The 23,202-nt window shown below is 69.6% G+C and carries 26 protein-coding genes; 17 read left to right on the top strand and 9 right to left on the bottom strand.

What is annotated here, in order from left to right:
• Window positions 1–3 precede the first annotated feature (3 nt).
• The 6 genes from QTI17_RS21680 to QTI17_RS21655 are packed head-to-tail and all read left to right on the top strand — an operon-like array spanning window position 4 to window position 4,607.
• Entirely contained in the window at window positions 4–834 is an 831-nt protein-coding gene (locus tag QTI17_RS21680; RefSeq protein WP_286535531.1) for an SDR family NAD(P)-dependent oxidoreductase, read from the top strand.
• A gap of 2 nt (window positions 835–836) precedes the next feature.
• Window positions 837–1,622, top strand: a complete 786-nt coding sequence (locus QTI17_RS21675) for an enoyl-CoA hydratase/isomerase family protein (protein ID WP_286535530.1) — start codon at window positions 837–839, stop codon at window positions 1,620–1,622.
• A gap of 21 nt (window positions 1,623–1,643) precedes the next feature.
• Entirely contained in the window at window positions 1,644–2,795 is a 1,152-nt protein-coding gene (locus QTI17_RS21670) for an acyl-CoA dehydrogenase family protein (protein ID WP_286535528.1), read from the top strand.
• Between the two features lie 60 nt (window positions 2,796–2,855).
• Window positions 2,856–3,656, top strand: a complete 801-nt coding sequence (locus QTI17_RS21665; protein ID WP_286535527.1) for a ParB N-terminal domain-containing protein — start codon at window positions 2,856–2,858, stop codon at window positions 3,654–3,656.
• 55 nt (window positions 3,657–3,711) lie between these two features.
• Window positions 3,712–4,203 carry a helix-turn-helix transcriptional regulator gene (locus QTI17_RS21660; protein WP_286535526.1) on the top strand — a complete coding sequence of 164 codons (492 nt, stop codon included), beginning with the start codon at window positions 3,712–3,714 and terminating at the stop codon, window positions 4,201–4,203.
• Window positions 4,200–4,607, top strand: a complete 408-nt coding sequence (locus tag QTI17_RS21655) for a VOC family protein (protein WP_286535525.1) — start codon at window positions 4,200–4,202, stop codon at window positions 4,605–4,607. Before QTI17_RS21660 ends, QTI17_RS21655 begins: the two co-directional genes overlap by 4 nt.
• Window positions 4,608–4,686: 79 nt before the next feature.
• Here QTI17_RS21655 and QTI17_RS21650 read toward each other — a convergent pair whose 3' ends face one another.
• Genes QTI17_RS21650 through QTI17_RS21630 form a run of 5 tightly spaced genes read right to left on the bottom strand, consistent with a single transcriptional unit; the run spans window position 4,687 to window position 9,345 of the window.
• Window positions 4,687–5,532 (bottom strand): ABC transporter substrate-binding protein, encoded by an 846-nt coding sequence (locus tag QTI17_RS21650; RefSeq protein WP_503011090.1) that lies wholly within the window; start codon window positions 5,530–5,532, stop codon window positions 4,687–4,689.
• Window positions 5,529–6,227: an ATP-binding cassette domain-containing protein gene (locus tag QTI17_RS21645; protein ID WP_286535523.1), complete on the bottom strand. Its 699-nt coding sequence runs from the start codon at window positions 6,225–6,227 to the stop codon at window positions 5,529–5,531. The genes QTI17_RS21650 and QTI17_RS21645 overlap by 4 nt, the downstream gene beginning before the upstream one ends.
• Window positions 6,224–6,973 (bottom strand): ABC transporter permease, encoded by a 750-nt coding sequence (locus tag QTI17_RS21640; protein WP_286535522.1) that lies wholly within the window; start codon window positions 6,971–6,973, stop codon window positions 6,224–6,226. The genes QTI17_RS21645 and QTI17_RS21640 overlap by 4 nt, the downstream gene beginning before the upstream one ends.
• A gap of 33 nt (window positions 6,974–7,006) precedes the next feature.
• On the bottom strand, window positions 7,007–8,227 hold the full coding sequence (locus tag QTI17_RS21635) for an SUMF1/EgtB/PvdO family nonheme iron enzyme (RefSeq protein ID WP_286535707.1): 1,221 nt from the start codon (window positions 8,225–8,227) through the stop codon (window positions 7,007–7,009).
• A gap of 38 nt (window positions 8,228–8,265) precedes the next feature.
• The gene (locus QTI17_RS21630; RefSeq protein WP_286535521.1) at window positions 8,266–9,345 is read right to left on the bottom strand and encodes a TRAP transporter substrate-binding protein; all 1,080 of its coding nucleotides are present in this window, start codon (window positions 9,343–9,345) and stop codon (window positions 8,266–8,268) included.
• Between the two features lie 127 nt (window positions 9,346–9,472).
• Here QTI17_RS21630 and QTI17_RS21625 point away from each other — a divergent pair, with 127 nt between their 5' ends.
• From QTI17_RS21625 to QTI17_RS21605, 5 genes are all read left to right on the top strand, one after another.
• Window positions 9,473–10,624 carry an ABC transporter substrate-binding protein gene (locus tag QTI17_RS21625; protein WP_286535520.1) on the top strand — a complete coding sequence of 384 codons (1,152 nt, stop codon included), beginning with the start codon at window positions 9,473–9,475 and terminating at the stop codon, window positions 10,622–10,624.
• Window positions 10,625–10,770: 146 nt separating this feature from the next.
• Window positions 10,771–11,652 carry a branched-chain amino acid ABC transporter permease gene (locus QTI17_RS21620; RefSeq protein ID WP_286508251.1) on the top strand — a complete coding sequence of 294 codons (882 nt, stop codon included), beginning with the start codon at window positions 10,771–10,773 and terminating at the stop codon, window positions 11,650–11,652.
• A gap of 2 nt (window positions 11,653–11,654) precedes the next feature.
• A complete protein-coding gene (locus tag QTI17_RS21615; protein ID WP_286526378.1) occupies window positions 11,655–12,518 on the top strand; it encodes a branched-chain amino acid ABC transporter permease in 864 nt (287 codons plus the stop codon).
• Window positions 12,515–13,315 carry an ABC transporter ATP-binding protein gene (locus QTI17_RS21610; protein ID WP_286535519.1) on the top strand — a complete coding sequence of 267 codons (801 nt, stop codon included), beginning with the start codon at window positions 12,515–12,517 and terminating at the stop codon, window positions 13,313–13,315. Before QTI17_RS21615 ends, QTI17_RS21610 begins: the two co-directional genes overlap by 4 nt.
• The gene (locus QTI17_RS21605; protein ID WP_286535518.1) at window positions 13,312–14,043 is read left to right on the top strand and encodes an ABC transporter ATP-binding protein; all 732 of its coding nucleotides are present in this window, start codon (window positions 13,312–13,314) and stop codon (window positions 14,041–14,043) included. Before QTI17_RS21610 ends, QTI17_RS21605 begins: the two co-directional genes overlap by 4 nt.
• A 3-nt stretch (window positions 14,044–14,046) precedes the next feature.
• Here QTI17_RS21605 and QTI17_RS21600 read toward each other — a convergent pair whose 3' ends face one another.
• From QTI17_RS21600 to xseB, 4 genes are read right to left on the bottom strand one after another with little or no spacing between them, the layout of a single operon-like run.
• Window positions 14,047–14,409, bottom strand: a complete 363-nt coding sequence (locus QTI17_RS21600) for a hypothetical protein (protein WP_286535517.1) — start codon at window positions 14,407–14,409, stop codon at window positions 14,047–14,049.
• Between the two features lie 56 nt (window positions 14,410–14,465).
• A complete protein-coding gene (dxs, locus tag QTI17_RS21595) occupies window positions 14,466–16,307 on the bottom strand; it encodes a 1-deoxy-D-xylulose-5-phosphate synthase (RefSeq protein ID WP_286535516.1) in 1,842 nt (613 codons plus the stop codon).
• Between the two features lie 15 nt (window positions 16,308–16,322).
• Entirely contained in the window at window positions 16,323–17,240 is a 918-nt protein-coding gene (locus QTI17_RS21590; protein WP_286535515.1) for a polyprenyl synthetase family protein, read from the bottom strand.
• Window positions 17,237–17,515 carry an exodeoxyribonuclease VII small subunit gene (gene xseB, locus QTI17_RS21585; RefSeq protein WP_286535514.1) on the bottom strand — a complete coding sequence of 93 codons (279 nt, stop codon included), beginning with the start codon at window positions 17,513–17,515 and terminating at the stop codon, window positions 17,237–17,239. Before xseB ends, QTI17_RS21590 begins: the two co-directional genes overlap by 4 nt.
• Window positions 17,516–17,696: 181 nt before the next feature.
• Between xseB and QTI17_RS21580 the strand changes: the two genes are divergently transcribed.
• Genes QTI17_RS21580 through QTI17_RS21555 form a run of 6 tightly spaced genes read left to right on the top strand, consistent with a single transcriptional unit; the run spans window position 17,697 to window position 23,202 of the window.
• Entirely contained in the window at window positions 17,697–18,839 is a 1,143-nt protein-coding gene (locus QTI17_RS21580) for an aromatic ring-hydroxylating oxygenase subunit alpha (RefSeq protein ID WP_286535513.1), read from the top strand.
• The gene (locus tag QTI17_RS21575; RefSeq protein WP_286526389.1) at window positions 18,839–19,771 is read left to right on the top strand and encodes a DMT family transporter; all 933 of its coding nucleotides are present in this window, start codon (window positions 18,839–18,841) and stop codon (window positions 19,769–19,771) included. Before QTI17_RS21580 ends, QTI17_RS21575 begins: the two co-directional genes overlap by 1 nt.
• A 12-nt stretch (window positions 19,772–19,783) precedes the next feature.
• The gene (locus QTI17_RS21570; protein WP_286535512.1) at window positions 19,784–20,689 is read left to right on the top strand and encodes a sulfurtransferase; all 906 of its coding nucleotides are present in this window, start codon (window positions 19,784–19,786) and stop codon (window positions 20,687–20,689) included.
• A complete protein-coding gene (locus QTI17_RS21565) occupies window positions 20,686–21,231 on the top strand; it encodes a DUF2796 domain-containing protein (RefSeq protein WP_286535511.1) in 546 nt (181 codons plus the stop codon). Before QTI17_RS21570 ends, QTI17_RS21565 begins: the two co-directional genes overlap by 4 nt.
• Before the next feature lie 7 nt (window positions 21,232–21,238).
• Window positions 21,239–21,943, top strand: coding sequence for an ABC transporter ATP-binding protein (locus QTI17_RS21560; protein WP_286535510.1), 705 nt, complete (start codon window positions 21,239–21,241; stop codon window positions 21,941–21,943).
• On the top strand, window positions 21,940–23,202 hold the full coding sequence (locus QTI17_RS21555) for an ABC transporter permease (protein WP_286535509.1): 1,263 nt from the start codon (window positions 21,940–21,942) through the stop codon (window positions 23,200–23,202). Before QTI17_RS21560 ends, QTI17_RS21555 begins: the two co-directional genes overlap by 4 nt.

Raw genomic sequence — 23,202 nt, 5'->3', positions numbered from 1 at the left:
AGCATGACAAGCAAACTCGAAGGCAAGGTCGCCCTCATCACCGGCTCGGGCCGCGGCATCGGGCGCTCGATCGCGCTGAAGCTGGCCAGCGAAGGCGCGCGCATCGTCGTCAACGACCTCGACGCCGAGCCGGCCCAGGAAGCCGTACAGGCCATCCGCGAGGCCGGCGGCCAGGCGGTCGCCTGCATCGGCAACGTCACGGCGCCGGATTTTGCCGAGCGCTTCGTCGCCACCGCGGTGAACGAATACAAGGGCCTGGACATCATCGTCAACAACGCCGGCTACACCTGGGACAACGTGATCCAGAAGATGAGCGACGAGCAGTGGTACGCGATGCTCGACTGCCACCTGACGGCGCCGTTCCGCATCCTGCGCGCCGCGCAGCCGGTGATCCGGGCGCTCGCCAAGGCCGAAGGCGAAGCCGGCCAGCGCGTGATGCGCAAGGTGGTCAACATCTCGTCGGTGGCCGGCCTGTTCGGCAATGCGGGCCAGGCCAACTATTCGACCGCCAAGGCCGGCATCGTCGGCCTGACGCAGACGCTGGCCAAGGAATGGGGCCGCATGAACGTCACGGTCAACTGCGTGGCCTACGGTTTCATCAAGACCCGGCTCACCGGCAGCGCCGCCGATGGCGGCACCGCCCGCATCGACGGCCGCGACATCAAGGTCGGCGTCAACCCCGATCTGATGGCGGCGATGGAACGCAGCATCCCGCTCGGCCGCGGCGGCACGCCCGACGAGGCGGCCGGCGCGGTGTACCTGCTGTGCATTCCCGAGTCGGACTACGTGAGCGGCCAGACGCTGATGTGCAGCGGCGGGCTGACCGGGATCTAGGGATGACCGCCCTCGTACGCAGTGCCTTCCACGACGGCGTGACCACTCTCACGCTCGACCGCGCCGAGGCGCTCAACGCGCTCTCGCCGCCATTGATGGTCGAACTCGCGCAGGCGCTGCGTGCCGCCGGCGCCGACGAGAGCACGCGCGCGATCGTGCTGACCGGCGCGGGCCGCGCCTTCTCGGCCGGCGGCGACATCGGCTGGTTCGGCGAAGTGCTGGCCGGCGGCGGACGCCACGCGCAGGCCGAGATCGGCCGCTACATGGAAGACGTCGGCAACCCGCTCACGCAAGCCATCGCCGAATGCCCGGTGCCGGTGGTCGCGGCGGTCAACGGACCCTGCGTCGGCGGTGCGGTCGGCATCGCGCTGGCGGCCGACCTCGTGCTGGCTGCGCGTTCGGCGTACTTCCTGGTGCCGCAGGTGCCACAGCTCGGCGCCGTGCCGGACCTCGGCGCCACCTGGCTGCTGTCGCGCCTGCTCGGGCGCAGCCGCGCCCTGGGCATCGCGCTGCTCGGGGAGCGGATCGACGCCGCGCAAGCCGAGCAATGGGGCCTGGTCTGGCGCTGCATCGCCGATGCCGAACTGCAGGCCGAAGCCCAGGCCCTGGCGCGGCGGCTGGGCCGCGCGTCGGCGGCCGCGCTGCGCGACACGCGCCGGCTGATCGACGCGGCCCCCGCCCACAGCCTCGAACAGCAGCTCGCCTGCGAGCGCACGGCGCAGCGCCGGCACGTCGCCGGCCCCTTCTTCAACGATGCCTGCGCGCGCTTCCTGGCCCGCGCGGGCTGACGCCACTGACGAACCCGATCCATGCTCCCCACACTGCTGCGCCATCGCTGGATGGACGACGACATCGAAGCCTTCCGCGCCCCCGTGCGCCGCTACATCGCGGCCGAACTGGCGCCCCATCTGGACGGCTGGCGCCGCCAGGGCTACATCCCGCGCGAGGTCTGGCGCCCGTTCGGCGAGCTGGGATTCCTGCTGCCCGAACTGGACGAAGCCCACGGTGGCGCTGGCGTTTCGCTGGCCTATCAGCTGGTGGTGCAGGACGAACTCGCCAAGGCCGAGGTGCCGGCCAACACCGCGGTCCACAACCTCGCGGCGCACTACATCCTCGACTACGGCACCCAGGCCCAGAAGCAGCGCTGGCTGCCGCGGCTCGCCAGCGGCGAGCTGCTGGCCGGCATCGCGCTGACCGAGCCCGGCTGCGGCTCCGACCTGAAGGCCTTGCGCACGCGCGCCCGGCGCGACGGCGATGCCTACCTGATCGACGGCGCCAAGACCTTCATCACCAACGGCTTCACCGCCAGCCTGCTGGTGGTGGCCGTGCGCACCGGCGACGCCGGCAGCCGCGGCGTCTCGCTGGTGGTGCTCGAGACCGACGACCTGCCGGGATTCAGGGTCGGCCGAAGGCTGGAGAAGCTGGGCCAGCACGCATCCGACACGGCCGAGCTGTTCTTCGACGGCGTGCGCGTGCCTGCCGACCACCTGCTGGGCGAAAAAGAAGGCGAAGGCTTCGTGCAGCTGATGAGCCAGCTGCCCTACGAACGCCTGCTGCTGTGCGTGCCGGCGGCCGCGGTGATCGAGCGCGCGGTCGAGCTCACGCTGGCCTACACGCAGCAGCGCAAGGCCTTCGGCCAGAGCGTGTTCGATTTCCAGAACACCCGCTTCAAGCTGGCCGAGTGCGCGACCCTCGCGCATGTGGTGCGCAGCTTCGTCAACGACTGCATCCAGCGCCTGCTCGACGGCCAGCTCGAGCCCGAGGCGGCGTACATGGCCAAGTTGTGGTGCACCGAGCAGCAAGGCAAGGTCACCGACGAATGCCTGCAGTTGTTCGGCGGCTACGGCTACATGACCGAGTACCCGATCGCCCGGATGTACGCCGACGCCCGCATCCAGCGCATCTACGGCGGCACCAGCGAAATCATGAAGGACCTGATCGCGCGAAAACTCGGCGCCTGAAGGGTGCGGGCAGGGGCTCGCTAGAATCCCGCCCCTTGTCCCCCGTCCGCATCGCGCTCCATGAACATCGTCGTCAACGAAGAACTGAAATCCTATATCGACCCGTTGACCCCGGACGAATACGAATCCCTGGAGCGCAGCATCCTCACCGAGGGCTGCCGCGATGCGCTGGTGCTGTGGGGCGACGTGCTGGTCGACGGCCACAACCGCTACGGCATCTGCCAGAAGCACGGGCTGCCGTTCCAGACGGTGCAGAACACGCGCTTCAAGTCCATCGAGGACGTGCACCTGTGGATGATCGACCAGCACCTGGGCCGGCGCAGCGTGTCCGACTTCCTGCGCGGCGTGCTCGCGCTGCGCAAGAAGGACATCGTGGCCGGCCAGAAGGCCCGGGCCGCCGGGGCGCCCGCGGATGACGCCGACGACCCGCCCTTCGATGCCGATCCGGCGCTGCCGCCGGCGGCGCCGCTCAACAGCCGCGAGGCCATCGCCAAGGCCGCGCGCCTGAGCAGCAGCCAGGTCGTGATGATCGAGAAGATCCAGAAGCAGGCGGCGCCCGAGCTGGTGGCAGCGGTCAAGTCCGGCACGATCTCGATCAATGCGGCGGCGGCCGTGGCGTCCCTGCCGGCCGAAGAGCAGATCGCCGCGGCCAACGGCGGCAAGGACGAGCTCAAGCAGGCCGCCAAGCGGGTGCGCGAGGGGAAGCGCCCGGCACGCCCGGAGCCTGCGAAGGCCGAAGCCTCGGATGAACCCGACGAGGTTCAGCGCCTCACGCAGCGGGTCGCCGAACTGACGGCCGAGAACGCGGACCTGCGCCGCCAGGTGGCCTCGCTGCACGCGCTGCTGGCGGCCGAAGCCTGACGCGCGCAGCGTCCTCGCCCGCGAGAACGATGGCGTCGCTGTCTCCCACGGTCCCATGAGCATCCCCTCGGCCACCCAGGACCCCGCCCTGCTGCGGCGATTGCTGCGAGCGAAGGACCGGCTGGACGCCGCGTCGCACGAGGCATGGTCCGTGGCGCGGCTGGCGCAGGTGAGCGGCGTCTCCATGGCCCACTTCGCGCGATCGTTCAAGCAGGCCTTCGGCATCCCGCCGCACCGCTACCTGCTCACGCGGCGCATCGAGCGGGCGATGACGCTGCTGCGTGAAACCGATCTGTCCATCACCGACATCGCCTTTTCCACTGGCTGGACCAGCCTGGGTACGTTCGGGCGCACCTTCCGCGACATCACCGGCGACAGCCCGGGTGCGATCCGCGCGCGCGGGAAGGCGACGGCGCAGGAACTCGGACGCGTGCCGGCTTGCGTCGTCAGCGCCGCGCGCCGGCCCGACCTCAAGACCGCAGTTTCGGAGAAGCGGCGTCGGGCCATGGACGGTACAAACGGGCCCGAACAACAGGAGATTCCATGAATCAAGGCATCGAAGTGGTCGGTTTGTACGTGCGCGATCAAGACGAAGCGCTCGCCTTCTATACGGGGAAGCTCGGATTCCGCGTCCACACGGACGTGGGAAACGGCAACTATCGCTGGCTCACGGTGCAGCACCCGGACCAGCCGTCGTTCCAGCTCGGCCTGTTCATTCCCGGGCCGCCGGTGCTCGATGCGGCCACGGCGCAGACGGTGCGCGAGATCGTTGCCAAGGGCGCCATGCCGCCGCTCGTGCTGACCGTCGACGACTGCCGCGCCGCCTACGGCCGGATGCTCGCCCAGGGGGTCGAGTTCACGCAGGAGCCGGTGGATCGCTATGGCACGGTGGACGCCGGGTTTCGCGACCCGTCGGGCAACGGGTGGAAGCTCATCCAGCGGCGCGATTGAGGCGCGCGCGCTTGCTCCAAGCGATCTCGTGACCCACGACACATGAAACGGCCGTAGGGCGCTTCCAGGGTGTTTCATCCTATCGCGTGGCGTTGGGAAAGAAGAGTTGCTCGCCGCCGACCTTGTAGGCCGCGATGGTCGACTGCCCGGCCGGCGAGATCACCCAGTCGACGAACTTCTGGGCCCCCGCGCTGTTGAGATTCGGGAACTTGGCCGGGCTCACCACCATCACGCCGTACTGGTTGAACAGCCGCTTGTCGCCTTCCACCAGCACCGCCAGGTCGGCGCGGTTCTTGAAGCTGAGCCAGGTGCCGCGATCGGCCAGCACATAGGCGCCGCTCGAGGCTGCGATGTTGAGCGCCGGCCCCATGCCGCAGCCGCACTCCTTGTAGCCCGTGCCCTTCTTGTCGTTCGGCAGCGGCTGGCCGGCCTCGCCGATGCCGGTCTGCGTCCACAGGCGGCGTTCGGCGGCGTCGGTGCCGCTCTTGTCGCCGCGCGAGACCAACGGCGCATTGACCGACGCGATCTTCTTCAGCGCGGCCACGATGTCCTGGCCCTTGACGCCGGCCGGATCGGCCTTCGGTCCGACCAGCACGAAGTCGTTGTACATGACTGGAAAGCGCTGGACCGCGAAACCTTCGGCGACGAACTTTTCCTCGGCGGCGGTGTCGTGCACGAACAGCACGTCGGCATCGCCGCGCCTGGCCATGTCGATCGCCTGGCCGGTACCGACCGCAACCACCTTGATGTCGATCCCGCTGGACTGCTTGAAGGCCGGTAGCAGGTGCGAGAACAGGCCCGACTGCTCGGTCGAGGTGGTCGACGCCATCGTGAGGGTCTCGGCCGGCGCCGCCAGCGCACCCGCCGCCAGCGTGGCGGCCCCGAAGGCGCGCACCAGGGCCTTGGACAGATTGAACAGCTTCACACCAGTTCTCCTTTGACAAACAGACGGGCTTCCTCGGGCAGCGGCCCGTGGAAGAAATCATGGACCGGCAGGTCGGCCACCTTCCGGCCGTGCTCGAGATAGACGACGCGGCTCGCGAGCCGCTTGACCTGTCCGAGGTTATGGCTGGCAAAGACCAGCGTGCGGCCCTGCGCCGCATCTGCGATCAGCGCCTCGACATCGCGCTTGGCGGTGGGGTCGAGGCTGGCGGTCGGCTCGTCGAGCAGCAGCACCTCGGGATGCAGCGCCCAGGCGCGCGCCAGCGCCATGCGCTGCTGCTGGCCGCCCGACAGCGTGCGGGCATTGCGCCCCGCGAGCTCGGCCAGCCCGACCCTGTCGAGCGCGACGATGGCCTCGCGCTGCGCATCGCGCCAGCGCGAACCCTTCAGCCAGAGTGCCAGCGCGACGTTGTTGCGGACGCTGGCGCGAAGCATGTGCGGCCGCTGGAACAGCATGGCCTGCGACATCGGCGGCACATGGCTCTCGAAGGCGCCGCCCGCGTGCGGCAGCAAGCCGTGCAGCAGCCTGAGCAGGCTGCTCTTGCCGCTGCCGTTGGCACCGATCAGCGCCACCCGCTCGCCCGCCCGGATCTCCAGGTCGACGCCGGTCAGGGCCTGCACCTTGCCGAAGCGCAGCACGATCCCGCGCAGGCTGAACAGCGGCGCCCCGGCCGTCATGGCCCGACCTCCAGCGCCCGCACGCGCATCGCATCGGCCGCCCCGCCGTCGACCCGCTCGCGCCAGGCGCGCAGCGCCGCGATCGCCAGGTTCAGCGCCAGCACCACCGCCAGCAGCACCAGCCCGAGGGCCAGCGCCAGCGGCAGGTCGCCCTTGCTGGTCTCGAGCGCGATGGCAGTCGTCATCACGCGCGTGAAGCCGTCGATGTTGCCGCCGACGATCATCACGGCGCCGACCTCCGACACGGCGCGGCCGAAGGCCGTGATCACCACCGTGACCAGCGCATAGCGCTCGTCGGCCGCCAGCAGCAGGCCGCGCGCGAGGCTGCGGGCGCCGAGCGAGCGCAGCTGCTCGCCATGGGCGCGGTCGGCGTCCTCGATCGCCTGCCGCGTCAGGGCCGTGACCACCGGCAGCACCAGGATGGTCTGCGCCAGCACCATGGCCTTGAACGAGAACAGCCAGCCGAGGAAGCCGAGCGGGCCGGAGCGCGAGAGCAGCAGGTAGATCACCAGGCCCACCACCACCGAAGGCAGCGCCAGCAGCGTGTTCAGCAGTGTCAGCAGCAGGCCGCGCCCGGGGAAGCGCGCCACCGCCAGCCAGGCGCCGAGCAGCAGGCCGAAGCCGCAGGCCAGCAGGCAAGCCGTCGCGCTGACCGCCAGCGAGCGCCCGACGATGGCCCACAGCAGCGGATCGGCGGCAACGACCAATTGCCAGGCGGCAGCGGCGCTGTCGACGAAGGTGTTCATGCGGGGCGTGGGAGGCGAAGCGCAGGAGCGCGCTCAGAGCGCGCAGGTCCTGAAGCCGAAGAAGCCGTCGTCGCGCTCGGGCAGCGCGAAGCCGCGGCGCTTCGGCGAGCGCAGCCGCGCCCGGGTGGCGAACGAGGCGCCGCGCAGCACGCGGGCCTGGCCGAAGGCGGGCTGGGGATCGAACTCGCCGCCCTGGCTCCAAGGATCGGCGCGAAAGCCCGGCCAGGGGTGCAGCGTCCCGGCGGTCCATTCGTGGACGTCGGCCCAGCGGAAGCCGCGCCGGGCCGCCGTGTGGGCGGCGATTTCCCATTCGACCTCGGTCGCAAGGCGCCGGCCGGCCCAGCGGGCCCAGGCATCGGCCTCCCACCAGGCGACATGGACGGCGCTGCGGTTGCCGGCGGCACGCACCGTGCGGCCGAACTGCTGCTGCAGCACCGAGCCGCCGGTGCCATGGCGGGCCGCACCGATCTGCTCGACATGGCGCGGCCCGCGCCGGCCTTCGGTCTGCCGCGCCAGCCATGCGAGGCCTTCGGTGCGCCACAGCTCGGGCCGGTCGTAGCCGCCGTCGTCGACGAATTCGACGTATTGGCTCCAGGTCACGGGCTGGGCATCGATCTCGAACTCGGGCACGTCGACGCGCTCGATGCCGCGGTCCTGTGCAAAGGCAAAGCCACCCTCCGCCAGGCCGAGCTCCCACGGCGTGGCAGGCAGCGAGAGCGGCGGCCGCGTCACCGCGGCCGGCGGCAGCTCGACCTTCAACGGCAGGCCCAAGGTCTGCGCCATGACCAGCAATTGCTCGCCGCGCAGGTCCTCATGGAACAGCGCGAGCCGATAGAAGTAGAGGCCGGCGTCGGTCTCGGCCGCATGCTCGAGCAGCTCGAGCGTGCTTTCGAGCGTGTCGAGCAGATAGGCCTTGGTCTGGGCCAGGTCGGGCAGCCCGGGCGCATCCCGATCCGCGGGCGCGCGCTGGGCCGGGTTCCACCAGTCGTCGGCGTCGGGCTCGATCGCCGCCAGCCGCGTGGGACGCACCGGGCACTCTTCACCGAAGGCGCGCTGCGTGTTGCGGCCGATCCACCATTCGGCGAACCAGCCGATGTGGCCGGCCAGCCAGACCGGCGGGTCGATGCCCGCGACGCGCGGCACCGCGAGCGTCTCGCCGCCCAGCGCCTGCTCGTAGAGCGACAGCAGGTGCAGCGTGTGGTTGCGGGCATCGATCAATGCCAGCGAGAGCAGTTCCCTGCCGGCCCGGCGCATGTCGGGGGAGTCGATCGACGGCGAGGTGCCGGCCGGGCTCACAGCTTGGCGCCCTGCAGGTAGGCGTCGAACGGCGCCTCGGTGAAACGGTCCGCGAACAGCTGGCCCTGCTGGAAGGCACGGTAGTCGCCGTGGAGCTTTTTCCAGGCCGGGTTGCTGCGATCGAGGGCGTGGCACAGGTCCATCGACGCCTTGAAGGCGGCGTCGAGCAGCGGCCGGGGGAAGGGCTTGATCTGCGCCCCCGCGCCGGCCAGTTCCCGCAGCGCCGCCGGGTTCCGGGCGTCGTAGCGGCCGATCAGCTCGGCGTGAACCGTGGCGCTGGCGGACTGCAGGATCGCCTTGTAGTCGGGCGTCAGCGCATCGAAGGCCTTCTGGTTGACCAGCAGGTCGAGCTGCATCGCGCCGGCCCACCAGCCCGGTGTATGGCAGAAGCGCGCGACCTTGGGCAGCCCGAGCTTCTGGTCGTCGTAGGGGCTCAGGCCCTCGGCCGCGCCCAGGCCCTTGGAGAAGGCCTCGCGCAGGTCGCTGCCCGACGCCGGGCCCTGCACCACCCCGCCCAGGCGAGCGATCACCCGTCCGGCCAGGCCATCGAAGCGGACCTTCAGGCCCTTGAAGTCGTTCGCGCCGCGCAGTTCGCGGGCGAACCAGCCGAGCCGCTGGGCCCCCGCGCTGCCGCACGGAAAGCCGACCGCGCCGAAGCCGGCGTGGAACTCGCGGCTGAGCCTGAGGCCATTGCCTTCGGTCATCCAGGCGTTCAGTTGGCGCGCGTTCATGCCGAAGGGGATCGCGGCGCCGAAGGCGAAGGCCTCGTTGTGGTCGACGAACAAGGCGCCCGAGGTGTGGCAGGCCTCGATCGCGCCGCGCTGCACGCCGTCGAGCACGTCCCGCGCCGACATCAGTTCACCGGCGGCATGGACCTCGACCTGGAAGCGCCCGCCGCTCATCTCGCCGACCTTCCTGGCGAAGGACTCGGCGGCGCCGAACAGCAGGTCCTGGGACTTGGCGAAGCTCGATGCCAGCCGCCAGCGCGTCAGCGCCTGCGCATGCACGGCCGGCGCCACGCCGGCAGCGAGCACCCCGGCCAGGCCGGCACGCTGGATCAGAAAACGACGTTGCATCGATCGGAACTCCTGGAAAGCCCCCAAGGCGGGGACGCGCGATTGTAGGAATCACTGAACGCGGGGCCTGTAAGCAGCTTATAAAATGGCCGCCCCCGTTCTTCCCTTTCCCGAAAGATCTTCCCAAATGAGACAACTTCCGTTCAAGACCTCGCTGCTCGCACTGGCGACCTTCGCCGCCTTCGCCGCCCAGGCCGCCGACCTGAAGATCGGCGTGGCCGAAGCCTTGTCGGGCGGTGCCGCGCAGTATGGCGTGGCGATCCGCAACGGCTTCGAGCTCGCAGCCGCCGAGATCAACGCCGCCGGCGGCATCAACGGCAACAAGATCGAGCTGGTCGTCGCCGACGAGCAGGGCAAGAAGGAAGAAGCGATCAACGTCTTCAAGAAGCTGATCTTCCAGGACCAGGTGCTGATGGTCTTCGGCCCGACGCTGTCGAACTCGGCCCAGGCCGCCGACCCGATCGCCCAGGCCGCCAAGACCGTGGCCTTCGGCACCTCGAACACCGCCGACGGCATCACCTCGATCGGCGACCATGTGTTCCGCAACTCGGTGACCGAAGCCGACGTGCTGCCCGAGACCATCAAGACCGCGGTCAAGAACGCCGGCATCAAGAAAGTCGCCGTGCTCTATGGCAACGACGACGTCTTCACCAAGAGCGGCTACGACAACTTCAAGAAGGCGCTCGACGACCTGAAGATCCCGGTCACCACGACCGAGACCTTCGCCAAGGGCGACGTCGACTTCAAGGCCCAGCTGACCAAGATCAAGGCCAGCGGCGCCGATGCGATCGTGCTGTCGGCCCTGCTCGCCGAAGGCGCGCCGATCATGGTGCAGGCCCGCCAGCTCGGCCTGAACGTGCCGATCATCGGCGGCAACGGCATGAACTCGGTCAAGGTGTTCGAGCTCGCCAAGGGCAACTCCGACAACCTCTATGTCGGCAGCCCCTGGTCGGCCAGCAACGCGACACCCGAGAACACCAAGTTCATCAAGGCCTACAACGAGAAGTACAAGACCGCGCCCGACCAGTTCGCGGCCCAGGCCTACGACGCCATGTACATCGCGGCGCAGGCGCTCAAGGGCGTCAAGATCAGCGGCAACCTGACCGCCGACCGTGCCGCCGTGCGCGACGCGCTGCCGAACGCCAAGTGGACCGGTGCCACCGGCGCCTTCCAGTTCCGCCGCGCCACCGACAAGGCCGGCAAGCCGGCCGGCTACGACGCCCAGCAGACCCCCATCGTCAGCGTGACCAAGGGCGCTGAATTCGTAATCGCTAAATAGCGCTCGCCCCCAGGTTGGCTCACTTCGTGTAGCCGCCCACCCCCTACCGGGGGCAACACCTGAAGCCCGGCAAAGCCGGTTCTTCGGTGTTTCACGAACAGCGGGACCGGCTTTGGCCGGCCCGCTCTTTCCGGAACGGAACTTCCATGCTTGAACAGCAACTCGTCAACGCACTCTCTCTGGGATGCGTCTATGCGCTCTTCGCGCTCGGCTTCACGCTCATCTTCGGCGTGCTCGGCGTCATCAACCTCTCGCACGGCGCGGTCTTCATGGTCGGTGCCTATGCCGCGGTGCAGGCCATGGCGCGCTTCGACCTGCCGCTGTGGGCCGGACTGCTGTTCGCTTTCGTGTTCTGCGGCCTGCTCGGCCTGCTGATCGACTTCCTGGTGCTGCGGCCGCTGCGCGCGCGCAACGCCCCCCACCTGATCCCGATGATCGCCACCATCGGCGTCGCGATCATCCTCAACAACGGCATCCAGGGCATCTTCGGTGCCGAGAACGTGCGCTTCCCGGCCGGCGTGGTGTCGGGCGAATCGCTGGACCTCGCGGGCATCCACCTGACAGCGCTCGAACTCGGCATCATCCTGCTGTCCTTCGTGCTGATGGGGGTGCTGATGGTCGCGCTCAAGCGCACCCAGCTCGGCCGCGCCCTGCGCGCGATCGCCGAATCGCCCAAGGCCGCCTACCTGCTCGGCATCAATGTCGAAGGCCTGTTCTTCCTGACCTCGTTCGCGGCCGCCGCGCTCGGCGGCCTGGCCGGGGTGCTGATCGGCCTCTATTCCAACGCCGTGTTCCCGCTGATGGGCCAGCCGATGCTGCACAAGGGCATCGCGGTGATCATCCTGGGCGGCATGGGCGACATCCGCGGGGCGATGCTCGGCGGCCTGTTCCTCGGCTTCGCCGAGGTGCTGTCGGTGGCCTACATCGGCTCGACGATGCGCGACGCGGTCGCCTTCGGCCTGCTGTTCCTGGTGCTGCTGGTGCGGCCCAAGGGCCTGTTCGGCTCCATGCAGGAACGCAAGGTCTGAGCATGGACGCCCTCAACAACTTCTGGTCGGTCTACAGCAACCTGGTGCTCACGCTGGGCACCAACGCCCTGCTGGCGCTGTCGATCTGGCTCACCCTCTCGTGCGGCATGCTGGCGATGGCCAACGCCGCCTTCATGGGCATCGGCGCCTACACCTCGGCGATCCTCACGATGACCTACGGCGTGCCGTTCCCCGTCGCCATCGCGGCCGGCATGGCGGCGCCGGCGCTGACCGCCTTCGTGATCGGCAAGCCGACGCTCCGGCTCTCCGGCGTCTACCTGGCGATGGCCACGCTGGCCTTCGGCGAGGTGGTCCGCATCGTGGTGCTCAACGCCGAATCGCTGACCGGCGGCGCGCTGGGCCTAAACGGCATCCCGCCCATCACCCAGTGGTGGCACGTGGCGCTGGCGCTGGTGCTGGTGCTGCTGGGCCTCTGGCGGCTGCGCCGCTCCAAGGTCGGCCGCGCCTTCGAGGCCATCAAGGAGGACGAAACCGCCGCCGGCCTGATGGGCATCGACGTCCAGGCCCACAAGATGCTGGCCTTCGTGCTCGGCGGCGCCATCGCCGGCCTGGCCGGCGTGCTCAACGCGCACCAGACCTTCTTCATCGGCCCGAACGAATTCGGCTTCGACCGCGGCGTCGACATCCTCACCATGACCGTGCTCGGCGGCATCAACGGCCTCACCGGCCCGGTGCTCGGCGGCGTGATCCTCACCATCCTGCCCGAGGCGCTGCGCGCCTTCGGCGACTTCCGGCTGGTGGTCAACGGCGTGATCCTGGTGCTGATCGTGCTGTTCCTGCCCAAGGGCATCTGGGACCCGGCGCGGTTCCGCCAGTGGTTCGGACGCAAGGGAGCTGCGGCATGAGCACGACTCCTCTTCTCCAGCTCGACGGCGTATCGCGCCACTTCGGCGGCCTCAAGGTGCTGCAGGACGTCAACCTCGAAGTGCCGCAGGGCGGCATCTTCGGGCTGATCGGACCCAACGGCGCCGGCAAGACCACCGTCTTCAACCTGACCACCGGCCTGCTGCCGACCACCGGCGGCACGATCCGCTTCGAAGGCCGGGACCTGGCCGGCGTCAAGCCGCACGAGATCACGCGCGGCGGCATCGCGCGCACCTTCCAGAACATCCGCATCTTCAAGGAGATGTCGCTGCTCGAGAACGTGATGGTCGGCATGCACGCCAAGCTGCGCTACGGCGGGCTCGGCCTGCTGGCCTCGTCGGGCCTGTTCCGCAGCGAGGAGCGGCGCGCGCGCGACCGTGCGCGCGAACTGCTCTCGTGGGTCAAGCTCGACCACAAGGCCGATGACGCGGCCGACAACCTGTCCTACGGCGACCAGCGCAAGCTCGAGCTGGCACGCGCGCTGGCGACCGAGCCGAAGCTGCTGCTGCTCGACGAGCCGGTGGCCGGCATGAACAGCAGCGAAAAGACCGACCTGATGCACGAGATCCGCAACATCAGCGGTCGCGGCTACACCATTTTCATGATCGAACACGACATGCGCTTCGTGATGGGCCTGTGCGAGCACATCGCCGTGCTGAACTTCGGCCGCATCATCGCGCGCGGCGGGCCGGACCAGATCCGCAACGACCCGCAGGTGATCGAGGCCTACCTGGGCCGCGAGGAAGACGAAGCGAGCAACGAGGGAGCCACGGCATGAGCGCTTCCTCTTCTTCTCCCCTGCTCAAGGTCGAGGGCCTGAAGGTCTCCTACGGCCACATCGAGGCCGTCAAGGGCATCGACTTCGAACTGCACGAAGGCCAGATCACGACGCTGGTGGGCGCCAACGGCGCCGGCAAGTCGACCACGCTGCTGGCCCTGTCGGGGCTGGTCAAGAAGGCCGCCGGACGGGTGCTGCTGGGCGGCCAGGACCTGACGTCGCTCTCGCCGCACAAGATCGTGGCCTCCGGCATGGTCCAGGTGGCCGAGGGCCGCGCGACGCTGACCACGCTGAGCGTGCGCGAGAACCTCGAGCTCGGCGGCTACACGCGGCGCGACAGCCGCGCCCAGCGTGCCGACGACCTCGACCACATCTACACACTGTTCCCGCGGCTCAAGGAACGCTCGGACGGCCTGGCCGGCAACCTCTCGGGCGGCGAGCAGCAGATGCTGGCGATCGGCCGCGCGCTGATGGCCAAGCCCCGCGTGCTGCTGCTCGACGAACCCTCGATGGGCCTGGCGCCGATCATCGTGCAGGACATCTTCCGGACGCTGCGCGAGATCAACAAGGCGGGCCTGACGGTGTTCCTGGTCGAGCAGAACGTGCGCCAGGCGCTGAAGATTGCCGACCGCGCGTATGTGATCGAGACCGGGAAGATCGTGCTGGAAGGCGACGGGCGCGAGCTGCTGGGGAATCCGAAGGTGCAGGACGCGTACCTGGGCGGGTAGAACCTACCCAGGCAGCGTTTCGGGCGCCGAAGCCGCGCCCTGCGGTTGCGTTGCGCGGTAGGCCGCCTCCAGTTCGCTGGCGACGCGCTCCGGCTCGCCCCAAAGCTCGGCGATGGCGCGCTCCCCGACGCATTGGCCTTCCAGGCGCACATAGATGAACGGAAAGTTGCCGCCCAGTCCCCGGGCGACATGCAGCAGGCAGGCCGCCAGGGTCGCGAAGCCGCTTTCGTTGAAAGAGACGGGCGGCACCACGCCGCCCGCCCGCGGCGCGCGCACGCCGTAGGCGTAGGTGTGCGTGAAGGCATCCTGGCGCAGCTCGACAACCGGCTGCATGGAGCGCGCGACCTGCTCGAAGATCCTGTCCATCGCGCCAGTGTACGGGTTGCGGCGCCCCGGCCAACCGGCCGCCCGGTCAGTGACGGCTAGAACCGGGCCCGGATCGACTGCTCGATCCCGGCCGCGTCGAGACCGATGCCCGCCAGCAGCTTGGCCGGATCGCCATGCTCGATGAAGCGGTCCGGCAAGCCCAGCTGCAGCACCGGCTTCTGTACGCCCGCTGCCTGCAGCGCTTCGAGCACCGCGCTGCCCGCGCCGCCCATGATCGCGCCCTCTTCGAGGGTGACGATGGCATCGTGCGTGCCGGCGACCTTCAGCAACAGCTCGACGTCGAGCGGCTTGGCCCAGCGCATGTTGACCACCGTGGCGTCGAGCGCCTCGGCGGCCGTGAGCGCCGGATACAGCAAGGTGCCGAAGGCCAGGATCGCGATGCGGCGGCCCTCGCGCCGCAGCTCGCCCTTGCCGAAGGGGAGTGCCTCGAGCGTCAGCGGCGGCGTGACGCCGGCACCGGCGCCGCGCGGGTAGCGCACCGCCACCGGGTGGTCCTGTTCAAAGGCACTGCTCAGCAGCTGCCGGCATTCGGCCTCGTCGGCCGGGCAGGCCACGCTCATGTTCGGAATGCAGCGCAGGAAAGGGATGTCGTAGGCACCCGCGTGCGTCGCGCCGTCGGCACCCACCAGCCCCGCGCGGTCGAGCGCGAACACCACCGGCAGGTTCTGGATCGCGACGTCGTGGATCAGCTGGTCGTAGGCGCGCTGCAGGAAGGTCGAGTAGATCGCCACCACCGGCTTCAGGCCTTCGCAGGCCAGTCCGGCCGCGAAGGTGACCGCATGCTGCTCGGCGATGCCGACGTCGTAGTAGCGGCCCGGAAAGCGCTGCTCGAACTCGACCAGCCCCGAGCCCTCGCGCATCGCCGGCGTGATGCCGACCAGGCGGCCGTCCTGCGCCGCCATGTCGCACAGCCAGTGGCCGAAGACCTGCGTGAAAGTCTGCTTCGGCGCCGTCGCGGGCTTGACCAGCCCGACCGCGGGGTCGAACTTGGACGGCCCGTGGTAGGCCACCGGGTCGGCCTCGGCCAGCTTGTAGCCCTGGCCCTTCTTGGTGACCACATGCAGGAACTGCGGGCCGTCGAGATGCTTGAGATTCTCGAGCGTCGGGATCAGCGAATCGAGGTCGTGGCCGTCGATCGGGCCGACGTAGTTGAAGCCGAACTGCTCGAACAGCGTGGCCGGCACCACCATGCCCTTGGCATGCTGCTCGAAGCGCTTGGCCAGCTCGAACAGCGGCGGCGCCGCGCGCAGCACGCTCTTGCCGACGTTCTTGGCGGCGGCATAGAAGTTGCCGCTCATCAGCTGCGCCAGGTAGCGGTTGAGCGCGCCCACCGGCGGGCTGATCGACATGTCGTTGTCGTTCAGGATCACCAGCAGCTTGCAGTCGCAGACGCCGGCGTTGTTGAGCGCCTCGAAGGCCATGCCGGCCGTCAGCGCGCCGTCGCCGATGATCGCCACCGAATGCCGGTCCTCGCCCTTCTGCTTGGCCGCCATCGCCATGCCGAGCGCAGCCGAGATGCTGGTCGACGAATGGGCCGTGCCGAAGGTGTCGTACTCGCTCTCGCTGCGCTGCGGGAAGCCCGAGATGCCGCCGAGCTGGCGCAGGGTCGGCATGCGCTCGCGCCGGCCGGTCAGGATCTTGTGCGGATAGGTCTGGTGGCCCACGTCCCACACCAGCCGGTCGTGCGGCGTGTTGAAGACATGGTGCAGCGCGACCGTGAGCTCGACCGTGCCGAGGTTCGAGCTCAGGTGGCCCCCGGTGCGCGACACGTTGTCGAGCACGCAGGTGCGCACCTCGTCGGCCAGTTGCTTGAGCTGCACGCGGTCGAACCGGCGCAGCACGGAGGGATCGTGGATGGTGGGGAGCAGCGGAGCCATGGGGATGTGTTGTTGTTATCGATCGCGGTCCACGATCATGCGGGCCAGCGCCCGCAGCGCGGCGGTGTCGGCCAGGGTGCTGCGATCGAGCGCGGCGAGCGACCGGGCCAGCAGTTCGCGGGCCTGCGCGCGGGCGCCGTCCAGGCCGAGCAGCGACACATAGGTGGGCTTGTCGCTGGCGGCGTCCTTGCCGGCGGTCTTGCCGAGCGTCTCGGAATCGGCGACGACGTCGAGGATGTCGTCCACCACCTGGAACGCAAGACCCACGGCGGCGCCGTAGTCGCGCAGGGCGGCGAGCACCGGGGGCGGCTGCCGGTCGCCGCAGGCCGCGCCCATCTCGACGCTGCCCTGCAGCAGCGCGCCTGTCTTGAGCCGGTGCATTTCGCGCAGCTGGGCCTCGTCGAGCGCCAGGCCGACACTGGCCAGGTCGATCGCCTGGCCACCAGCCATGCCCTGGCTGCCGGCCGCCGTGGCCAGCAGGCGGCAGAGCTGGGCCTGGACCTCCGCTGCCACTTCGTCGCCGGCGGGCGTGAGCAATTCGAAGGCCAGCGCCTGCAGGGCGTCGCCCGCCAGCAGGGCGCCGGCTTCGCCGAACGCCACGTGGACCGTCGGCTTGCCGCGGCGCAACACGTCGTTGTCCATGCACGGCAGGTCGTCGTGCACCAGCGAGTAGGCGTGGATCAATTCGACCGCGCAGGCAGCGCGCAGGGCCGCGGCCGGCTGGCCTCCGACCGCTTCGCTGGCCGCAAACACCAGCAGGGGCCGCAGCCGCTTGCCGCCGTCGAGGACCGCATAGCGCATGGCATCGCCGAGCCGGACCGGGGCATCGACGCCGACCCATCGCGACAGCGCCGACTCGACGCTCGCCAAGTGGGGGTCGCTCCAGGCGGCCAGCCGCGCCGCATCCCAGCGCGAGGTGTCCACGCCCTTCATTCGCCGGCCCAGACCTTGAGGCTGCCCGCGTCGAGCACCTTGATCTGGTCTTCGACCGCCTGCAGGCGGTCGCGGCAGAAGGCGAGCAGCGCGGCGCCGCGCTGGTAGCTGCCGAGCAGCTTGTCGAGCGGCAACTGGCCGGATTCGAGTTCGGTCACGAGTTGTTCGAGTTCCTGGAGCCCGGCTTCGTAGCTCGCGGGCAAGGGACCGGTGTCGGGCGAGCTGGCCACGGCGGACGCATCGGCGGGCATGGGAGAGGGAGGCACCTTGGGCATTCAGGGGTTTGGCGTGAAACGCGCCATTTTAGGGCGGGGGCAGGAATGCGGCGCCGAGGGTACAATCGCCCTCTCCCAAAAGCCGGCGCTGCCGGCGCACTCCTTCGGGCCGTCCACACCTTCGACGGCAGCCTTCCGTTTTTATTTCTCTCTCCCTGTGGGGAGCTTGGTCAGGTCACCCATGTCTGATTTAAGTCTTCAACTGCAGCAGGCCTCGAGCCAACTTCCGGTTTCCGCGTACTTCGACGAGGCGCTCTACGCCCGCGAGCTGCAAACGCTCTTCGCCGACGGGCCGCGCTATGTCGGCCACCGTCTCACGGTTCCCGAACCGGGCAACTTCCATACCTTGCCCCAGGAACAGCAGGGCCGCGCGCTGGTGCACACGCCGAAGGGGGTGGAGCTGATCTCCAACGTCTGCCGCCATCGCCAGGCGCTGATCCTGCAAGGCCGCGGCCAGCTCGATGCCCAGGCCGGCGGCAACATCGTCTGCCCGCTGCACCGCTGGACCTACGCCGCCGCCGACGCCCGCACCACCGGCACCCTGATCGGCGCCCCGCACTTCGAGCAGGACCCCTGCCTCAACCTGCACAACTACCCGCTGACCGAATGGAACGGGCTGCTGTTCGAGCAGAGCGCCAACGGTCGCGGCCGCGACATCGGCGCCGACCTGTCCCGGCTCGGCCCGCGGCTGGACCTCGACTTCGAGGGCTACGCCTTCGACCGTGTCGAACTGCACGAGTGCAACTACAACTGGAAGACCTTCATCGAGGTCTACCTCGAGGACTACCACGTCGGCCCGTTCCACCCCGGCCTCGGCAGCTTCGTCACCTGCGACGACCTGCGCTGGGAGTTCGGCCATCATTTCTCGGTCCAGACGGTGGGCGTGGCCAACCGGCTCGGGCGCGCCGGCAGCCCGGTCTACCAGCGCTGGCAAGAGCAGCTGCTCAAGTACCGCAACGGCAACCCACCCCGCTACGGCGCGATCTGGCTCAGCTACTACCCGCACGTGATGGTCGAGTGGTATCCGCACGTGCTCACGGTGTCGACGCTGCATCCGATCGGGCCCCAGAAGACGCTCAACATGGTCGAGTTCTTCTACCCGGAAGAGATCGTCGCCTTCGAGCGCGAATTCGTCGAGGCCCAGCAGGCCGCCTACATGGAGACCTGCGTCGAAGACGACGAGATCGCCGAGCGCATGGACGCCGGCCGCCGCGCCCTGATGCTGCGCGGCGACGACGAGAGCGGCCCCTACCAGAGCCCGATGGAAGACGGCATGCAGCAGTTCCACGAGTGGTACCGCCGCGAGATGCGCAGCCCCTCCTGATGCAGGCGCTCTGGATGGTGCTGGGCGCACTGATCTTCGCCACCATGGGCGTGTGCGTGAAGTTCGCCTCGGCCTGGTTCTCCAGCGCCGAACTGGTGTTCTACCGCGGCCTGATCGGCATCGTCTTCCTGTGGGTGCTGGCACGCAGCCGCGGCGTCACGCTGGGCACGCGCTACCCCGGCATGCATGCCTGGCGCAGCCTGATCGGCGTGGTCTCGCTGGGCGCCTGGTTCTTCGCCATCGCCCACATGCCGCTGGCCACCGCCATGACGCTCAATTACATGAGCAGCGTCTGGATCGCCGCCTTCCTGGTCGGCGGCGCCCTGCTCGCCTGGGTGCCGGTGCCGGGCCGCGACGGCAACATTGCGCGGCCGCCGCTGCAAGGCCCGCTGGTGCTGACCGTGCTGGCCGGCTTCGGCGGCGTGGTGCTGATGCTCAAGCCGACGGTCGGCGACAACCAGGGCTTCGCCGGACTGATGGGCCTGCTGTCCGGCCTCACGGCTGCCTTCGCCTACATGCAGGTCGTCGCGCTGTCACGCCTCGGCGAGCCCGAGGCGCGCACGGTGTTCTATTTCGCGGTCGGCTCTGCCGTCGCGGGCGGCCTCGGCACCCTGCTGGGCGGGGCCACGCCGTGGGCCGAATGGACCTGGGGCCACGCGCTGTGGCTGCTGCCGGTGGGCGTGCTGGCGGCGCTGGGCCAGCTCTGCATGACACGCGCCTACGCCAGCGCCAAGACTGAAAGCGGTACCCTGCTGGTCGCCAATCTCCAGTATTCCGGCATCGTCTTTGCGGCGATCTACAGTGTGCTGCTGTTCGGCGACCGGATCGACGCCTCGGGCTGGGCCGGCATGGCACTGATCGTCTGCAGCGGAATCGCCGCCACCGTGCTGCGCCAGCGCTCGCTGCCCAAGGCGCCCGCCGAGGAACACTGAAGGGGAGCTTCCATGTACACGACCTTGATTTCCGCCGAGCAGCTGAAGACCCTGCTGGCAAGCGGCACCGCATCGATGGTGTTCGACTGCAGCTTCGAGCTGATGAAGCCCGACGCCGGCCCGCAGCTGTACCGCGCGGCCCACATCCCGGGCGCGGTGTACGCCAACATCGACACCGACCTGAGCGCCAAGCATGGCGCGCCGGGCGCCCACGGCGTGGTGGTGGCGCAGGACGATGGCCCGCCGGCCTCGGGCGGGCGCCACCCGCTGCCCAGCCGCGAGCGCTTCGCGGCCTGGCTGTCGAGCGTCGGTTTCGCTAACGGCATGCAGGCGGTGGTGTACGACCGCAATGGCGCCAACTATTGCGGCCGGCTCTGGTGGATGCTCAAGTGGATGGGCCACGAGGCCGCGGCCGTGCTCGACGGCGGCCTGCAGGCCTGGCAGGCCGCGGGCGGCGAGGTCACGAGCCGCGAGGAGCCGACGCATTTCCAGTCGAACTTCGTCGCCGGCGCGCCGCTGCTGAAGCTGGTCGACACGCGAACGGTCGCGGCCCGGCTCGAGCAGCCTGACCAGACGCTGATCGACGCCCGCGCCGCCGCAAGATATCGCGGCGAGGTGGAACCTCTGGACCCGATCGCGGGTCACATCCCGGGGGCCCTGAACCGGCCCTTCACCGAGAACCTCGGTCCCGACGGAAAGTTCAAGCCGGCCGCGCAGTTGCGCACCGAGTTCGAGGATTTGCTGGCGGGCCGGGATCCCGCGACGGTCGTCCACCAATGCGGCAGCGGCGTGAGCGCCGTGCCCAACCTGCTCGCCATGCAGATCGCGGGCCTCGGGCCGACCGCGCTCTATGCCGGCAGCTGGAGCGAATGGAGCAACACGCCGGGGCTGCCGACCCGGCAAGGCGCCCAAGCATGACCCTGTTCCGACGACCGTTCGTCACCTTCGCGATCACCGCCCTCCTGGCCGCTCCCCTGGCCGCATCGGCCCAGGCACAGGCCGCCCACGTCCATGGCCAGATCAGGCTCGACGTCGTGGTCGACGGCCCGACCATCGTGATCGCGATGGAATCCCCGCTCGACAACTTCGTCGGCTTCGAGCGCGCACCGCGCACCGACGCCGAGAAGAAGACCGTCGAGGACGCGATCGCGCAGCTGCGCGCCGGCGCCGACCTGTTCAAGATCGATCCGGCCGCGAACTGCAAACTCGGCCCGGTGACGCTGCGCTCGGCCACGCTGGGGCTGGGCAAGGGCGAAGAAGGCGCCGCTGAAGGCCACGCCGACCTGGACGGCAGCTTCGCATTCAACTGCACCAACGCGACGGCCGCCAAGTTCATCGATGTCGAGCTGTTCAATGCCTTCAAGGGGCCGCGCCAGATCGAGGCCCAGATCGCCGCGCCGCAGGGCCAGTTCAAGCGCACGCTGAAGCGGCCCGCGACCCGGCTGGCCTGGGCCAAGTAGCCTGACCGTGAGCCTTGTCCTTTCGGCCGCCGCGCTGCGCTTCGCCTGGCCAGGCGCCGACCGCCCCTGCATCGACATCGAGCGCTTCGAGGTCGATGCCGGCGAGGCCGTGTTCCTGCACGGGCCGAGCGGCTGCGGCAAGAGCACGCTGCTGTCGCTGCTGGCCGGCGTGCTGATCGCCGACGCCGGCCAGGTCCGCCTGCTGGGCCACGACTGGGCCGCGCTCTCCGGCGCCGCGCGCGACCGGGCCCGGGTCGCGCACGTGGGCTACATCTTCCAGCAGTTCAACCTGCTGCCTTACCTCAGCGTGCTCGACAACGTGCTGCTGCCCTGCCGCTTCTCGGGCCGCCGCATGGCGCAGGCTTCGCAGGACGGCTCGGCACAGGCGCAGGCCCGCGAACTGCTGGCCCGCATGGGCCTGGACAGCAGCCTCTGGCAGCGCCAGGCGATGCAGCTGTCGGTCGGCCAGCAGCAGCGCGTGGCGGCCGCCCGGGCCTTGATCGGCCATCCCGAGGTCGTGATCGCCGACGAGCCCACCTCGGCGCTCGACGAGGACCGCCGCGAGGCCTTCCTCGACGTGCTGCTGGCGGCCTGCGCGGCCCATCGCAGCGCGCTGGTCTTCGTGAGCCACGACCAGCGCATCGCCGCGCGCTTCTCGCGCCACGTGCTGCTGCCCGAGATCAACCGCGCCGCCTCGGGGGTGGCGGCATGACGGCGCTGTTCGGCATCGCCTGGCGCAGTGCCTGGAACCGGCGCTTCACGCTCGCGCTCACGGTGCTGTCGATCGCGCTGTCGACCTTCCTGCTGCTCGGCGTCGAACGCATCCGCACCGAGCTTCGCGAGAACTTCTCGTCCTCCGTGTCGGGCACCGACCTGATCGTCGGCGCGCGCACCGGCTCGACCCAGCTGCTGCTGTATTCGGTGTTCCGCATCGGCGCCGCCACCAACAACCTGCAATGGAAGAGCGTGCAGGCGCTGGCCGCCCACCCGGGCGTCGCCTGGGTGGTGCCGGTGTCGCTCGGCGACTCCCATCGCGGCTTCTCGGTGCTGGCCACCACGCCGGCCTATTTCGAGCGCTTCCGCTACGGCAACCGGCAGCCGCTGCGGCTGCGCGAAGGCAAGCCCTTCGCCGAGCTGTTCGACGCCGTGGTCGGCGCCGAGGTGGCGGATTCGCTCGGCTATCGCGTCGGCCAGCAGATCACGCTGGCGCACGGCAGCGGCGAGCTCGACGTCTCCGACCATGCCGACAAGCCCTTCACCGTGGTGGGCGTGCTCGCGCGCACCGGCACGCCGGTCGACCGCACGGTCCACATCGGGCTCGAGGCGATGGAGGCGATCCACCTCGAATGGGTCGGCGGCGCGCCGATGCCGGGCCTCAAGATCCCGGCCGAGCAGGTGCGCAAGTTCGACCTCACGCCCAAGACCGTGACGGCGGTGCTGGTCGGCCTGAAGAACCGGGCCGCCGTGTTCGCGGTCCAGCGCTGGGTCTCGACCTATGGCGGCGAGCCGCTGATGGCGATCCTGCCGGGCGTGGCACTCGACGAACTCTGGCGCGTGGTCGGCGTCGGCGAGAACGCGCTGCTGCTGATGTCGGCACTGGTCGCGCTGGTGAGCCTGGCCGGGCTGGTGTCGGTGGTGATGGCCGGCCTGAACGAACGGCGCCGTGAACTCGCCGTGCTGCGCGCGGTCGGCGCCAGCCTGCGCCACGTGCTGGCGCTGCTGGCGCTCGAAGGCGCCCTGGTGACGCTGCTGGGCGTGCTGCTCGGCGTCGTGGCGACGGTGCTCGGCGTCGCCTGCCTGTCGCCCTGGCTGCAGTCCCATTTCGGTCTCGCGCTGCGGCTGACCGAACCCACGCAGAACGAATGGCTGCTGCTCGCGAGCGTGCTGGCGGCCGGCTGGCTCGCCAGTTTGCTGCCGGGCATTCGTGCCTACAGGCTGTCGCTTGCCGATGGACTCTCACCCAGGATCTGA

The sequence above is a fragment of the Variovorax sp. J31P179 genome, assembly GCF_030316985.1.
Classification (GTDB): domain Bacteria; phylum Pseudomonadota; class Gammaproteobacteria; order Burkholderiales; family Burkholderiaceae_C; genus Variovorax; species Variovorax ginsengisoli_B.
The sequence above is the reverse complement of the archived record's forward strand: the minus strand, read 5'-3'. Positions and strand labels throughout refer to the sequence as shown.

Bases quoted from the DNA above. Each gene is read 5' to 3' on its own strand.
- QTI17_RS21665 (WP_286535527.1), top strand. From the start codon at position 2,856: ATGAACATCGTCGTCAACGAAGAACTGAAATCCTATATCGACCCGTTG.
- QTI17_RS21630 (WP_286535521.1), bottom strand. From the start codon at position 9,345: ATGCAACGTCGTTTTCTGATCCAGCGTGCCGGCCTGGCCGGGGTGCTC.
- QTI17_RS21670 (WP_286535528.1), top strand. From the start codon at position 1,644: ATGCTCCCCACACTGCTGCGCCATCGCTGGATGGACGACGACATCGAA.
- QTI17_RS21625 (WP_286535520.1), top strand. From the start codon at position 9,473: ATGAGACAACTTCCGTTCAAGACCTCGCTGCTCGCACTGGCGACCTTC.
- QTI17_RS21570 (WP_286535512.1), top strand. From the start codon at position 19,784: ATGTACACGACCTTGATTTCCGCCGAGCAGCTGAAGACCCTGCTGGCA.
- QTI17_RS21635 (WP_286535707.1), bottom strand. From the start codon at position 8,227: ATGCGCCGGGCCGGCAGGGAACTGCTCTCGCTGGCATTGATCGATGCC.
- QTI17_RS21680 (WP_286535531.1), top strand. From the start codon at position 4: ATGACAAGCAAACTCGAAGGCAAGGTCGCCCTCATCACCGGCTCGGGC.
- QTI17_RS21575 (WP_286526389.1), top strand. From the start codon at position 18,839: ATGCAGGCGCTCTGGATGGTGCTGGGCGCACTGATCTTCGCCACCATG.
- QTI17_RS21590 (WP_286535515.1), bottom strand. From the start codon at position 17,240: ATGAAGGGCGTGGACACCTCGCGCTGGGATGCGGCGCGGCTGGCCGCC.
- QTI17_RS21580 (WP_286535513.1), top strand. From the start codon at position 17,697: ATGTCTGATTTAAGTCTTCAACTGCAGCAGGCCTCGAGCCAACTTCCG.
- QTI17_RS21620 (WP_286508251.1), top strand. From the start codon at position 10,771: ATGCTTGAACAGCAACTCGTCAACGCACTCTCTCTGGGATGCGTCTAT.
- QTI17_RS21555 (WP_286535509.1), top strand. From the start codon at position 21,940: ATGACGGCGCTGTTCGGCATCGCCTGGCGCAGTGCCTGGAACCGGCGC.
- QTI17_RS21615 (WP_286526378.1), top strand. From the start codon at position 11,655: ATGGACGCCCTCAACAACTTCTGGTCGGTCTACAGCAACCTGGTGCTC.
- QTI17_RS21600 (WP_286535517.1), bottom strand. From the start codon at position 14,409: ATGGACAGGATCTTCGAGCAGGTCGCGCGCTCCATGCAGCCGGTTGTC.
- QTI17_RS21565 (WP_286535511.1), top strand. From the start codon at position 20,686: ATGACCCTGTTCCGACGACCGTTCGTCACCTTCGCGATCACCGCCCTC.
- QTI17_RS21660 (WP_286535526.1), top strand. From the start codon at position 3,712: ATGAGCATCCCCTCGGCCACCCAGGACCCCGCCCTGCTGCGGCGATTG.
- QTI17_RS21640 (WP_286535522.1), bottom strand. From the start codon at position 6,973: ATGAACACCTTCGTCGACAGCGCCGCTGCCGCCTGGCAATTGGTCGTT.
- QTI17_RS21610 (WP_286535519.1), top strand. From the start codon at position 12,515: ATGAGCACGACTCCTCTTCTCCAGCTCGACGGCGTATCGCGCCACTTC.
- QTI17_RS21605 (WP_286535518.1), top strand. From the start codon at position 13,312: ATGAGCGCTTCCTCTTCTTCTCCCCTGCTCAAGGTCGAGGGCCTGAAG.
- dxs (WP_286535516.1), bottom strand. From the start codon at position 16,307: ATGGCTCCGCTGCTCCCCACCATCCACGATCCCTCCGTGCTGCGCCGG.
- xseB (WP_286535514.1), bottom strand. From the start codon at position 17,515: ATGCCCAAGGTGCCTCCCTCTCCCATGCCCGCCGATGCGTCCGCCGTG.
- QTI17_RS21675 (WP_286535530.1), top strand. From the start codon at position 837: ATGACCGCCCTCGTACGCAGTGCCTTCCACGACGGCGTGACCACTCTC.
- QTI17_RS21645 (WP_286535523.1), bottom strand. From the start codon at position 6,227: ATGACGGCCGGGGCGCCGCTGTTCAGCCTGCGCGGGATCGTGCTGCGC.
- QTI17_RS21655 (WP_286535525.1), top strand. From the start codon at position 4,200: ATGAATCAAGGCATCGAAGTGGTCGGTTTGTACGTGCGCGATCAAGAC.